14 protein-coding genes and 1 pseudogene are annotated in these 12251 nt (G+C 50.2%); 11 read left to right on the top strand and 4 right to left on the bottom strand.

The features are described 5' to 3' along the window. Together BHE85_RS14010 and iprA are read left to right on the top strand one after the other, a co-directional pair. Positions 1–331: integrase core domain-containing protein (locus tag BHE85_RS14010; RefSeq protein ID WP_000321149.1), on the top strand; the 331-nt coding region annotated here is incomplete at its 5' end. 151 nt (positions 332–482) lie between these two features. Continuing rightward, complete coding sequence (gene iprA, locus BHE85_RS14005) at positions 483–1106, top strand: hydrogen peroxide resistance inhibitor IprA (protein ID WP_004980804.1); 624 nt, start codon at positions 483–485, stop codon at positions 1104–1106. On the opposite strand, the gene ampH is transcribed toward iprA, so the two are convergent. Continuing rightward, positions 1107–2264, bottom strand: a complete 1158-nt coding sequence (gene ampH / locus BHE85_RS14000; protein WP_000830741.1) for a D-alanyl-D-alanine-carboxypeptidase/endopeptidase AmpH — start codon at positions 2262–2264, stop codon at positions 1107–1109. A gap of 351 nt (positions 2265–2615) precedes the next feature. Here ampH and sbmA point away from each other — a divergent pair, with 351 nt between their 5' ends. Together sbmA and yaiW are read left to right on the top strand one after the other, a co-directional pair. Then, positions 2616–3836, top strand: a complete 1221-nt coding sequence (gene sbmA / locus BHE85_RS13995) for a peptide antibiotic transporter SbmA (RefSeq protein WP_004980979.1) — start codon at positions 2616–2618, stop codon at positions 3834–3836. Positions 3837–3848: 12 nt separating this feature from the next. Then, the gene (gene yaiW, locus BHE85_RS13990) at positions 3849–4943 is read left to right on the top strand and encodes a surface-exposed outer membrane lipoprotein YaiW (protein WP_000092043.1); all 1095 of its coding nucleotides are present in this window, start codon (positions 3849–3851) and stop codon (positions 4941–4943) included. A gap of 58 nt (positions 4944–5001) precedes the next feature. On the opposite strand, the gene BHE85_RS13985 is transcribed toward yaiW, so the two are convergent. Continuing rightward, positions 5002–5310, bottom strand: a complete 309-nt coding sequence (locus BHE85_RS13985) for a YaiY family protein (protein WP_000763151.1) — start codon at positions 5308–5310, stop codon at positions 5002–5004. Between the two features lie 259 nt (positions 5311–5569). Here BHE85_RS13985 and BHE85_RS13980 point away from each other — a divergent pair, with 259 nt between their 5' ends. Further along, positions 5570–5782 (top strand): DUF2754 domain-containing protein, encoded by a 213-nt coding sequence (locus BHE85_RS13980; RefSeq protein WP_001295334.1) that lies wholly within the window; start codon positions 5570–5572, stop codon positions 5780–5782. Positions 5783–5805: 23 nt separating this feature from the next. On the opposite strand, the gene ddlA is transcribed toward BHE85_RS13980, so the two are convergent. Further along, positions 5806–6900 (bottom strand): D-alanine--D-alanine ligase, encoded by a 1095-nt coding sequence (ddlA, locus tag BHE85_RS13975; RefSeq protein WP_000413697.1) that lies wholly within the window; start codon positions 6898–6900, stop codon positions 5806–5808. Between the two features lie 77 nt (positions 6901–6977). On the opposite strand from ddlA, the pseudogene BHE85_RS26790 reads away from it, so the two are divergent. The 5 genes and pseudogenes from BHE85_RS26790 (at position 6978) to adrA (ending at position 10794) form a co-directional block, all read left to right on the top strand. After that, positions 6978–7180: pseudogene (locus BHE85_RS26790) on the top strand (hypothetical protein). A gap of 181 nt (positions 7181–7361) precedes the next feature. Then, positions 7362–7622 (top strand): anti-adapter protein IraP, encoded by a 261-nt coding sequence (gene iraP, locus BHE85_RS13970; RefSeq protein WP_000792981.1) that lies wholly within the window; start codon positions 7362–7364, stop codon positions 7620–7622. A gap of 100 nt (positions 7623–7722) precedes the next feature. Further along, positions 7723–9138, top strand: a complete 1416-nt coding sequence (phoA, locus tag BHE85_RS13965) for an alkaline phosphatase (protein WP_039063984.1) — start codon at positions 7723–7725, stop codon at positions 9136–9138. Between the two features lie 118 nt (positions 9139–9256). Next, on the top strand, positions 9257–9577 hold the full coding sequence (gene psiF, locus BHE85_RS13960) for a phosphate starvation-inducible protein PsiF (RefSeq protein WP_001295332.1): 321 nt from the start codon (positions 9257–9259) through the stop codon (positions 9575–9577). Positions 9578–9678: 101 nt separating this feature from the next. After that, positions 9679–10794: a diguanylate cyclase AdrA gene (gene adrA, locus BHE85_RS13955; protein WP_000484055.1), complete on the top strand. Its 1116-nt coding sequence runs from the start codon at positions 9679–9681 to the stop codon at positions 10792–10794. 16 nt (positions 10795–10810) lie between these two features. Here adrA and proC read toward each other — a convergent pair whose 3' ends face one another. Further along, entirely contained in the window at positions 10811–11620 is an 810-nt protein-coding gene (gene proC / locus BHE85_RS13950) for a pyrroline-5-carboxylate reductase (protein WP_004981133.1), read from the bottom strand. 119 nt (positions 11621–11739) lie between these two features. Here proC and BHE85_RS13945 point away from each other — a divergent pair, with 119 nt between their 5' ends. After that, positions 11740–12198 (top strand): YaiI/YqxD family protein, encoded by a 459-nt coding sequence (locus BHE85_RS13945; protein ID WP_000158159.1) that lies wholly within the window; start codon positions 11740–11742, stop codon positions 12196–12198. The last annotated feature ends 53 nt before the right edge of the window (positions 12199–12251 follow it).

The raw sequence follows: 12251 nt of genomic DNA, 5'->3' as shown, positions 1-12251 counted from the left end.
AGTGGAGTGGCTGACGGATAATGGTTCATGCTACCGGGCTAATGAAACACGCCAGTTCGCCCGGATGTTGGGACTTGAACCGAAGAACACGGCGGTGCGGAGTCCGGAGAGTAACGGAATAGCAGAGAGCTTCGTGAAAACGATAAAGCGTGACTACATCAGTATCATGCCCAAACCAGACGGGTTAACGGCAGCAAAGAACCTTGCAGAGGCGTTCGAGCATTATAACGAATGGCATCCGCATAGTGCGCTGGGTTATCGCTCGCCACGGGAATATCTGCGGCAGCGGGCTTGTAATGGGTTAAGTGATAACAGATGTCTGGAAATATAGGGGCAAATCCAGTGACGTAGATCAAGACTGGTCCGCGAACGTGGGTGTTAAATATACTTGGTAATATTCTTCACTCCGAAGAAATTCTGGTAATTTAATCTAAATAATGCCCGTCAAGGATTTGACGGGCATTACTGCAAAGGACGCGCAAATGTTATCTGTAGTTAAACCTCTTCAGGAATTTGGTAAGCTCGATAAATGTTTGTCCAGATACGGTACGCGCTTCGAGTTTAATAATGAAAAGCAAGTTATATTTTCCAGTGATGTCAATAGCGAAGATACTTTCTTTATTTTAGAGGGCGTTATCTCTCTGCGTAGAGAAGAAAACGTACTTATCGGTATTACCCAGGCTTCTTATATTATGGGGCTGGCTGATGGTTTAATGAAAAACGATATACCATACAAATTAATATCAGAAGGAAATTGTACGGGATATCATCTACCAGCCAAACAAACCATTACGCTTATTGAACAAAATCAACTCTGGCGAGACGCTTTTTACTGGTTAGCCTGGCAAAATAGAATTCTGGAATTACGCGACGTGCAGCTCATTGGGCATAATTCCTACGAACAAATCCGCGCAACATTATTATCAATGATTGACTGGAATGAAGAATTGCGATCACGTATTGGTGTGATGAATTATATCCATCAACGTACACGCATATCGCGTTCTGTCGTCGCAGAAGTTCTCGCTGCTTTGCGTAAAGGCGGCTATATCGAAATGAATAAAGGCAAACTGGTCGCTATCAACTGTTTGCCTTCAGAGTATTAATCAGGATGCAGGGATAACCAACGGTTTATTCCCGCTTAGCTCGGTCACCAGATCATTGATGCCATCGCTCATATTTTTAAAGCGCGTCAACGGCGAACGAGTGACCACCACAAACGCGCCAATATTCTTCTGCGGGATCATCGCCATATAGGTAATGAAACCGCCACCACCGCCTGTCTTCTGAATAATCCCCGGACGACCCTCTTTCGGGGCCATATATACCCAGCCTAAACCAAGCGCATCCGCTTTGCCGGGGACATCCATGCCAATCACTTTGGTAAACTGCGCGCGCTGATAAATCAACGTCTGCATGCGATCTGCCTGGTTACTGCGCTGATAAAAATCAGATGATAAATACTGCTGCATCCAGCGCATCATATCGCCAGGCGTGGAATAGACGCCGCCGCTGCCAATTGCCGCCAGCGTGTTATTGCACGGACTGGCACCGCGCTCAGCAACCATTAAGCGGCGGCACTGATCCGGTGAGGGGGTGTAGGTGGTGTCTTTCATCCCCAATGGACGGGTAATCTGCTCTTCAAACAACTGGGTATAAGGCTTGCCGGACGCATTCGCCAGTGCATCTGCCAGCAGGTCGAACGCAAGGTTAGAGTACGCCGCCTGACTGCCTGGCGCGGCTTTCAGCTTCGCCGTAGAAAGGTATTTCCAGCGTTGCTCGCGCGTTGGCCAGACAAACACCGGACGATGTGCCGCGCCACCGGGCTGTTCACGGGGCAGGGCGCTGGTATGGGTTGCCAGATTCACTAGGGTAATGGGCGTCCCATTGTAGGTTGGCACGCGTGCGCCTGGCGGAGCATATTTACTTAGCGGATCGTTTAACTTCACGGTCCCCTGGTCGAGCAATTTCACCAGCATTTCACTGGTCATTAGCTTGGTGAGGGAAGCAATACGCACGACCGAATCCAGCTGCGGGCGAACGTTATTACCAGGTCGCGTTTCGCCATAACTGCGAAAGACGCGCTGGTTACCGTCGATAACAACCAGCGCCATCCCCGTGGCACCGCTGCCGTAAAAAATATGATCGGCATAACGATCGACAATATCAGAGGCAAACTCCGGTTCAGTGATCGGCTGCGCCGCATGGACGGAGGTCAATGACGCCGCACACAGCACGGCAGAAAAAAGCAGACTACGTTTCAACGGTGGTGTCCATAGATTGAATGAAGGTAACTGAGCGTATTTATACTACTCATTGATGGATTGCAAAGGGCGAATTAGTGCAATAATAGTGTTAAAAACGTAACGGCGCGTAAACACGATCTTTTTCCTGCTCACCAATGCCTGCATTTGTGATCCTGCGCGTGTTAATCCGCTTATGTAAACAATCTTTGGTTTGTGAAATCCGTCGAAACAATTCTTATGGTCAGGCTGGCGAACTAAGCGCCTTGCTATGGGTCACAATGGGCGGTTTCATTTGGCTGACGCTTTGTAGTGGTCATGCGGTTAATACACAGCAGTTGTTAAAACGATAAGAAGTTAGCAGGAGTGCATATGTTTAAGTCTTTTTTCCCAAAGCCGGGAGCGTTTTTTCTCTCGGCCTTTGTTTGGGCATTGATTGCCGTTATCTTCTGGCAAGCCGGTGGGGGAGACTGGGTGGCGCGTATCACCGGCGCTTCCGGGCAGATCCCGATTAGCGCCGCGCGTTTCTGGTCGTTGGATTTCCTGATTTTTTACGCTTACTACATTGTTTGCGTAGGACTTTTTGCATTTTTCTGGTTTATCTACAGCCCGCACCGTTGGCAATACTGGTCAATACTCGGTACTGCACTGATCATCTTCGTCACCTGGTTTTTGGTGGAAGTCGGAGTCGCCGTCAACGCCTGGTATGCACCGTTCTATGATCTGATTCAAACCGCGCTAAGTTCGCCGCATAAAGTCACTATCGAACAATTTTACCGCGAAGTGGGCGTCTTTCTGGGGATTGCGCTGATCGCGGTGGTGATCAGTGTACTGAACAACTTCTTTGTCAGTCACTATGTGTTCCGCTGGCGTACGGCGATGAACGAATATTACATGGCGAACTGGCAACAACTGCGTCATATCGAAGGTGCCGCACAGCGTGTGCAGGAAGACACCATGCGTTTTGCTTCAACGCTGGAGAATATGGGCGTCAGTTTTATCAACGCCATCATGACGTTGGTCGCCTTCCTGCCGGTGCTGGTAACGCTCTCCGCGCATGTGCCGGAGCTGCCGATTATCGGGCACATTCCGTATGGTCTGGTGATTGCCGCTATCGTCTGGTCGCTGATGGGGACCGGATTGCTGGCAGTGGTAGGGATCAAACTGCCGGGGCTGGAGTTTAAAAACCAGCGAGTAGAGGCCGCCTACCGTAAAGAGCTGGTTTATGGTGAAGACGATGCCACGCGCGCGACGCCGCCTACGGTACGCGAGCTGTTTAGCGCCGTACGGAAAAACTATTTTCGCCTCTATTTTCACTATATGTATTTCAACATCGCCCGCATTCTCTATTTGCAGGTCGATAACGTTTTCGGTTTGTTCTTGCTGTTTCCGTCAATTGTTGCCGGTACGATTACGCTCGGCCTGATGACGCAGATTACCAACGTTTTTGGTCAGGTTCGCGGTGCTTTCCAGTACCTGATTAACTCATGGACCACACTGGTTGAGTTGATGTCTATCTACAAACGTCTGCGCAGCTTTGAACATGAGCTGGATGGTGACAAAATTCAGGAAGTAACCCATACCTTGAGCTAAAAAGGAGAAGTAATGTCGCGCGTCAATCATCTATCTTCGCTGTCATTGTTGGCGGTTCTGGTTTTAGCGGGGTGTAGTAGTCAGGCTCCGCAACCGTTGAAAAAGGGCGAAAAAGCGATAGATGTAGCGAGCGTCGTGCGGCAGAAGATGCCTGCGAGCGTGAAAGACCGCGATGCCTGGGCGAAAGATCTCGCCACCACCTTTGAAAGTCAGGGGCTGGCACCGACGCTGGAAAACGTCTGCTCGGTGCTGGCGGTGGCGCAGCAGGAGTCAAATTATCAGGCAGATCCGGCCGTTCCGGGCTTAAGCAAGATCGCCTGGCAAGAGATTGACCGTCGTGCTGAACGGATGCACATTCCTGCTTTTCTGGTTCATACCGCGCTAAAAATCAAATCGCCAAACGGCAAAAGTTATAGCGAACGGTTAGATTCGGTGCGTACAGAAAAGCAATTGAGCGCGATTTTTGACGATCTGATCAGCATGGTACCAATGGGGCAGACGCTGTTTGGTTCGCTTAATCCGGTGCGCACCGGTGGGCCGATGCAGGTCAGCATTGCTTTTGCCGAACAGCATACCAAAGGGTATCCGTGGAAAATGGACGGTACAGTTCGTCAGGAAGTCTTCAGTCGCCGCGGCGGGTTGTGGTTTGGTACTTACCATTTACTGAATTATCCCGCCAGCTATAGCGCACCGATATACCGCTTTGCTGATTTTAACGCTGGCTGGTACGCCAGCCGTAATGCCGCGTTTCAGAACGCGGTCAGTAAGGCCAGCGGCGTGAAGCTGGCACTGGACGGTGATTTAATTCGTTACGACAGTAAAGAACCCGGGAAAACCGAACTGGCAACGCGCAAACTGGCGGGAAAACTGGGGATGAGCGACAGCGAAATTCGCCGTCAGTTAGAGAAAGGTGACAGCTTCTCTTTTGAGGAGACGGCGCTGTACAAGAAAGTTTATCAACTTGCCGAAGCGAAAACGGGTAAATCACTACCCCGCGAAATGTTGCCTGGCATTCAACTGGAAAGCCCGAAAATCACCCGCAACCTGACTACGGCCTGGTTTGCGAAGCGCGTAGACGAACGGCGGGCGCGTTGTATGAAACAGTGATCAAACAGGAATGTCATGCCAGATAAGGCGTTTTAGGCCGTATCTGGCAACGTAAATCTTACTGGCGGCGATGTCGCCAGTGCAGCCATAGCGCCACCACTGCAAAAATGAGGCAGCCTACTAAAAACGGGATCAGCCCGAAAATGGTGCCGACACCTAAACCAATTTCCACCCGTGGGCGACCTGTTTCCTGGACCTGCATTAAACGCTCATAGACGCCGGGCGCATGCACTAACAGGTTCAGCAATTGCGCCCCAGCCCAAAAGCAAAACAGCACAAACAACGCATAGGCAATGTTGCCAGGCGTTGAAGAGGCATTGCGATATTTTCCGCTAAACAGCGATTTTGACAGGGTGAAATCAGCCATAAAAACCTCCGGAAGTCATCTGCTTCTCTTCTGGTGTGATACCAGCGGCTTATGGCAAGTCTGACAGGTCATTTAGATTGTCAATATCAGAATCATGGTAAATTGATGTTGGGAATATTCCCGAAGCGTGAATCTTCGTTGTGAGTCACAAAATGGCAACCTTAAGTTAAATTTATTAACAATTACGAAAATGTTGTCTACACCACAGACGGTTGTTACAGAATATGCAAGGATGTTGTTTTTCGTTAACGGAGCTGCCATGAATCTGCCTGTAAAAATCCGCCGTGACTGGCACTACTATGCGTTCGCCATTGGCCTTATATTCATTCTTAATGGCGTGGTGGGGTTACTGGGATTTGAAGCAAAAGGTTGGCAGACCTATGCCGTCGGTCTGGTGACGTGGGTGATTAGTTTCTGGCTGGCGGGGTTGATTATTCGTCGTCGCGATGAAGAAACTGAAAACGCCCAATAAGAATATTATCGGGCGTTAAAATATTACATTGTGGTTTTCAATGCGTTATCCGCAGCGTGACGCTCCAGCGCCAGCTCAATCAAACGTGTGATCAGATCGGTGTAACCCAGACCGCTGGCTTGCCACAGCTTCGGATACATACTGATGTTGGTGAAGCCAGGCAGTGTGTTGATCTCGTTGATCACCACTTCGTTCTCTGGGGTTAAAAACACGTCTACACGCGCCATGCCTGCGCATCCCAACGTTTGATAAGCCTGAACGGCAATCGCCCGGATCTTATCGTTGATTTCTGGCGCAATGGCTGCCGGAACTACCACTTTCGCGCCATCTTCGTCAATGTACTTGGTGTCGTAGGCATAGAAGTCGCTGGTGAGTACGATCTCGCCACAGGTGCTGGCTTGCGGGTTGTCGTTGCCCAGAACTGCGCATTCGATCTCACGACCTTTGATCCCTTGCTCAACGATCACTTTATGATCGAATTCGAACGCCAGATCGACGGCAATTGCGTACTGTTCTTCACTGGTTACTTTGCTGACACCAACAGAAGAGCCCTGATTAGCCGGTTTTACAAACAGTGGTAACCTCAGTTTAGACTCCACTTCGGCAAAACTAATGTTGTGACGATTGGCGCGCGTCAGGGTAATAAATGGCGCAATGTTCAGCCCGGCATCGCGCAGCAGACGTTTGGTAACATCTTTATCCATACAGGCTGCTGAAGCCAGAACATCAGAACCTACAAACGGTAAATTGGCGACCCGCAGCATTCCCTGCAAGGAACCATCTTCGCCCAGCGTACCGTGGACAATCGGGAAAATGACATCCACCGTCGGTAACGGCTGACCGTTTTGCGCGTCGATAAGCTGATGCTCATGTTTACTTGGCACCTGCGCAAGGCTAGTCGCCGAAGGGCGCAACGCAATATGGGCAGGATCGTCTGCATTTAGCAGATAATTGCTGGCATCGCTGACGTGCCATTGCCCTTGTTTATCAATGCCCAGCAGCACAACGTCGAAGCGACTTTTATCAATGGCATCGACAATGTTTTTTGCCGATTGCAGAGACACTTCATGTTCCGCTGATTTACCACCAAAAACGATTCCTACCCGCAGTTTTTCCATCTTAAAAACCTATCCCGTCTAACACAAAGTGCATACATTACCACGACAAAACGGGGGATTCGCGGCCTTCTGACAGAATGTTGCAATCTTCTGCTGACAAAGCGTGCAACGTAATGGTGAAGAAAGTGCGTTATTACAAAGATGTGCGCGAGATCACAAAAATGATGAACGGGAAGCTAATTTATTCCTGGCTTAAATGGCCATGCGGTGAGTTTTTTCTCTTAGTTGTAAGTAAACGCAGAGAATATATTTCATAACTTTTGTTTATAATAAAGGTTGATAATTAAAGGCCTGTTCTTTGTGTGGTTAATTATTTAAATATGAGAAACGTTTCGCTGGTAATCAAACAAAGAACATTTGCGCAAAGTATTTCCTTTGTCATAAAAATAATACTTCCAGACACTATGAAGTTGTGAAACATAATGTTAACTTCTCCATACGTTGGATAAGGAAATACAGACATGAAAAATCTCATTGCTGAGTTGTTATTAAAGCTTGCCCAAAAAGAAGAAGAGTCGAAAGAACTGTGCGCGCAGGTAGAAGCTTTGGAGATTATCGTCACTGCAATGCTTCGCAATATGGCACAAAATGACCAACAGCGCTTGATTGAACAGGTGGAGGGGGCTCTTTACGAGGTAAAGCCTGATGCCAGCATTCCTGACGACGATACGGAGCTGCTGCGCAATTATGTAAAGAAGTTATTGAAGCATCCTCGTCAGTAAAAAGTTAATCTTTTCAACAGCTGTCATAAAGTTGTCACGGCCGAGACTTATAGTCGCTTTGTTTTTATTTTTTAATGTATTTGTACATGGAGAAAATAAAGTGAAACAAAGCACTATTGCACTGGCACTCTTACCGTTACTGTTTACCCCTGTGACAAAAGCCCGGACACCAGAAATGCCTGTTCTGGAAAACCGGGCTGCTCAGGGCGATATTACTGCACCCGGCGGTGCTCGCCGTTTAACGGGTGATCAGACTGCCGCTCTGCGTGATTCTCTTAGCGATAAACCTGCAAAAAATATTATTTTGCTGATTGGCGATGGGATGGGGGATTCGGAAATTACAGCCGCACGTAATTATGCCGAAGGTGCGGGCGGCTTTTTTAAAGGTATCGATGCCTTACCGCTTACCGGGCAATACACTCACTATGCGCTGAATAAAAAAACCGGCAAACCGGACTACGTCACCGATTCGGCTGCATCAGCAACCGCCTGGTCAACCGGTGTCAAAACCTATAACGGCGCGCTGGGCGTCGATATTCACGAAAAAGATCACCCAACGATTCTGGAAATGGCAAAAGCCGCAGGTCTGGCGACCGGTAACGTTTCTACCGCAGAGTTGCAGGATGCCACGCCCGCTGCGCTGGTGGCACATGTGACTTCGCGCAAATGCTACGGTCCGAGCGCGACCAGTGAAAAATGTCCGGGTAACGCTCTGGAAAAAGGCGGAAAAGGATCGATTACCGAACAGCTGCTTAATGCTCGTGCCGACGTTACGCTTGGCGGTGGCGCAAAAACCTTTGCTGAAACGGCAACCGCCGGTGAATGGCAGGGAAAAACGCTGCGTGAACAGGCACAGGCGCGTGGTTATCAGTTGGTCAGCGATGCCGCCTCGCTAAATGCGGTGACGGAAGCGAATCAGCAAAAACCTCTGCTTGGACTGTTTGCTGACGGCAATATGCCAGTGCGCTGGCTAGGACCGAAAGCAACGTACCACGGCAATATCGATAAGCCCGCAGTCACCTGTACGCTTAATCCGCAACGTAATGACAGTGTACCAACCCTGGCGCAGATGACCGACAAAGCCATTGAATTGTTGAGTAAAAATGAGAAAGGATTTTTCCTGCAAGTTGAAGGTGCGTCAATCGATAAACAGGATCACGCTGCGAATCCTTGTGGGCAAATTGGCGAGACGGTCGATCTCGATGAAGCCGTACAACGGGCGCTGGAATTCGCTAAAAAGGATGGCAACACGCTGGTCATAGTCACCGCTGATCACGCCCACGCCAGCCAGATTGTCGCGCCGGATACCAAAGCTCCGGGCCTCACCCAGGCGCTAAATACCAAAGATGGCGCAGTGATGGTGATGAGCTACGGGAACTCCGAAGAGGATTCACAAGAACATACCGGCAGTCAGTTGCGTATTGCGGCGTATGGCCCGCATGCCGCCAATGTCGTTGGACTGACCGACCAGACCGATCTCTTCTACACCATGAAAGCCGCCCTGGGGCTGAAATAAAACCGCGCCCGGCAGTGAATTTTCGCTGCCGGGTGGTTTTTTTGCTGTTAGCAACCAGACTTAATGGCAAATCTCGGGCGCATACGCTCATGGTTAAAACATGAAGAGGGATGGTGCTATGAAAATTACATTACTGGTTACCTTGCTTTTCGGTCTGGTTTTTTTAACCACAGTCGGCGCTGCCGAGAGAACGTTAACCCCACAACAACAGCGTATGACCTCCTGTAATCAGCAGGCGACGGCGCAGGCGTTGAAAGGGGATGCTCGTAAGACCTACATGAGTGATTGCCTGAAGAACAGCAAGTCTGCGCCTGGTGAAAAAAGTTTGACGCCACAGCAGCAAAAGATGCGCGAATGTAATAATCAAGCAACGCAACAATCTCTGAAAGGTGATGATCGTAATAAGTTTATGAGTGCCTGCCTCAAGAAAGCCGCCTGATACCTGATAGTGCTAACGGGTGAGCTACGAAAGTGGCTCACCCGAAATTTCATACTTCTGCCTTTAGCCCCGTCTCTATAATTTGGGAAAATTGTTTCTGAATGTTCCCAAAAATAATGAATGATGAAAACTTTTTCAAAAAAGCGGCGGCGCATGGGGAGGAACCTCCTTTAACTCCTCAAAACGAACATCAGCGGTCCGGGCTGCGCTTCGCCCGTCGCGTCAGACTACCCCGTGCGGTTGGCCTGGCTGGCATGTTCTTACCGATTGCTTCAACGCTGGTTTCGCACCCGCCGCCGGGCTGGTGGTGGCTAGTGTTGGTCGGCTGGGCGTTCGTCTGGCCGCATTTAGCCTGGCAGATAGCGAGCAGGGCCGTCGATCCGCTTAGCCGGGAAATTTACAACTTAAAAACCGATGCAGTATTAGCGGGAATGTGGGTAGGCGTAATGGGCGTAAACGTGCTGCCTTCCACCGCTATGTTGATGATTATGTGTCTGAATTTGATGGGGGCAGGCGGCCCCCGTCTGTTTGTCGCGGGTCTGGTGTTGATGGTGGTTTCCTGCCTTGTCACCCTCGAGCTTACGGGCATTACCGTGTCGTTCAATAGTGCGCCGCTGGAATGGTGGCTCTCCCTTCCCATTATTGTCGTTTATCCTCTGCTGTTTGGCTGGGTCAGCTACCAGACGGCAACCAAACTGGCGGAACATAAACGCAGGTTGCAGGTCATGAGTACCCGCGACGGCATGACGGGCGTGTATAACCGACGTCATTGGGAAACTATGTTACGCAATGAATTTGATAACTGTCGGCGGCATAATCGCGATGCAACGTTACTGATTATCGATATCGACCATTTCAAGAGCATCAACGATACCTGGGGTCATGATGTGGGCGATGAAGCGATTGTGGCGCTTACCCGACAGTTACAAATTACCCTGCGCGGTAGCGATGTGATTGGTCGGTTTGGCGGCGATGAGTTTGCAGTAATCATGTCCGGTACGCCAGCTGAGAGCGCCATTACCGCCATGTTACGGGTGCGTGAAGGGCTAAACACGTTACGCTTGCCGAATACGCCACAGGTAACTTTACGGATTAGTGTGGGGGTTGCGCCGCTGAACCCACAAATGAGTCACTATCGTGAGTGGTTGAAATCGGCAGATTTGGCGCTTTACAAAGCAAAGAAAGCCGGACGTAACCGCACCGAAGTGGCGGCCTGACGTCAGGCGAAAGTCATCAGGATTTGCTGAGTTTTTCTGATTTTTCCATACACTTCGTCATCGCTTCGATCACTGCGGCACGGAAGCCTTTCTCTTCCAGTACGCGTACCGCTTCAATGGTGGTGCCTCCCGGTGAGCAGACCATATCTTTCAGTGCCCCCGGATGTTCTCCCGTTTCCAGCACCATTTTTGCGGAACCCATTACCGCCTGAGCGGCAAATTTATACGCCTGGGCGCGTGGCATCCCGCCCAGCACGGCGGCGTCGGCCATCGCTTCGATAAACATAAATACGTAGGCTGGCGAAGAACCGCTCACACCGACTACCGGGTGGATCATCGGCTCAGCAATTACTTCCGCTTCGCCAAAGCAGCGGAAAATATTCAGCACATCAGCGGTATCTTCTGGGGTTACCAGCGCGTTTGGCGTTACGGAGGTCATCCCGGCATTAACCAGCGCGGGAGTGTTCGGCATGGCGCGGATAATTTTCCGGTCATGGCCCAGCGCGCGGGCAAGCTGGTCGAGCGTGACACCTGCAGCAATAGAAACGACCAGAGAGTCTTTATTCAGGCTGGAGGTGATTTCGCTAAGCACTTTAATCATGATGCCAGGTTTAACGGCAGCAAAAATGATGTCGGCGATTTGCGCCACTTCTTGCGCCGATTCTGCGGCGTTGATGCCGAACTGGTCATGCAGGGCGGCGACTTTATTCGGGGAGGGGGTGTATACCCAGATTTGCCCTGGAAGCACCTGACCGCTGGCAATCAGACCGCCGAGAATGGCTTTTCCCATATTGCCGCAGCCAATAAAACCGATTTTCTTTTCCATTGCCTCACTCCTGCCGTGAAATTCATTGTTTTGATAATCGCTGGCAGAAGCATAAACAGAACTATGCCGGAAGGCAAAAGCGCGACACAATAGAGGATTACCCAACAAAGGATGACTTTATGACAATTTGGGTGGATGCTGACGCGTGTCCCAATGTAATTAAAGAGATTTTGTATCGCGCGGCGGAACGTATGCAGATGCCGCTGGTACTGGTAGCAAACCAGAGTTTACGCGTGCCGCCATCGCGATTTATTCGTACGCTGCGCGTCGCGGCAGGTTTCGACGTTGCCGATAACGAAATTGTCCGGCAGTGTGAAGCGGGCGATTTGGTGATCACCGCAGATATACCTTTGGCTGCTGAAGCCATCGAGAAAGGCGCAGCGGCGCTTAATCCGCGCGGCGAACGTTACACGCCAGCGACCATTCGTGAGCGCCTGACGATGCGCGATTTTATGGATACCTTACGTGCCAGTGGGATCCAGACCGGCGGACCAGATAGCCTTTCACAACGTGACCGCCAGGCCTTTGCCGCGGAGCTGGAGAAGTGGTGGCTGGAAGTGCAACGTAGTCGTGGCTAAATGTAATTTATTATTTACACTTCATTCTTGAATATTTATTGGTATAGTAAGGG

The organism is Shigella sp. FC1567 (genome assembly GCF_001743015.1).
Classification (GTDB): domain Bacteria; phylum Pseudomonadota; class Gammaproteobacteria; order Enterobacterales; family Enterobacteriaceae; genus Escherichia; species Escherichia coli.
The sequence above is the reverse complement of the archived record's forward strand: the minus strand, read 5'-3'. Positions and strand labels throughout refer to the sequence as shown.

What these genes read in the sequence shown, in the direction of transcription:
- iprA (WP_004980804.1), top strand. Translation starts at nt 483, where the DNA reads ATGTTATCTGTAGTTAAACCTCTTCAGGAATTTGGTAAGCTCGATAAA.
- sbmA (WP_004980979.1), top strand. Translation starts at nt 2,616, where the DNA reads ATGTTTAAGTCTTTTTTCCCAAAGCCGGGAGCGTTTTTTCTCTCGGCC.
- yaiW (WP_000092043.1), top strand. Translation starts at nt 3,849, where the DNA reads ATGTCGCGCGTCAATCATCTATCTTCGCTGTCATTGTTGGCGGTTCTG.
- BHE85_RS13985 (WP_000763151.1), bottom strand. Translation starts at nt 5,310, where the DNA reads ATGGCTGATTTCACCCTGTCAAAATCGCTGTTTAGCGGAAAATATCGC.
- BHE85_RS13980 (WP_001295334.1), top strand. Translation starts at nt 5,570, where the DNA reads ATGAATCTGCCTGTAAAAATCCGCCGTGACTGGCACTACTATGCGTTC.
- ddlA (WP_000413697.1), bottom strand. Translation starts at nt 6,900, where the DNA reads ATGGAAAAACTGCGGGTAGGAATCGTTTTTGGTGGTAAATCAGCGGAA.
- iraP (WP_000792981.1), top strand. Translation starts at nt 7,362, where the DNA reads ATGAAAAATCTCATTGCTGAGTTGTTATTAAAGCTTGCCCAAAAAGAA.
- psiF (WP_001295332.1), top strand. Translation starts at nt 9,257, where the DNA reads ATGAAAATTACATTACTGGTTACCTTGCTTTTCGGTCTGGTTTTTTTA.
- adrA (WP_000484055.1), top strand. Translation starts at nt 9,679, where the DNA reads ATGTTCCCAAAAATAATGAATGATGAAAACTTTTTCAAAAAAGCGGCG.
- proC (WP_004981133.1), bottom strand. Translation starts at nt 11,620, where the DNA reads ATGGAAAAGAAAATCGGTTTTATTGGCTGCGGCAATATGGGAAAAGCC.
- BHE85_RS13945 (WP_000158159.1), top strand. Translation starts at nt 11,740, where the DNA reads ATGACAATTTGGGTGGATGCTGACGCGTGTCCCAATGTAATTAAAGAG.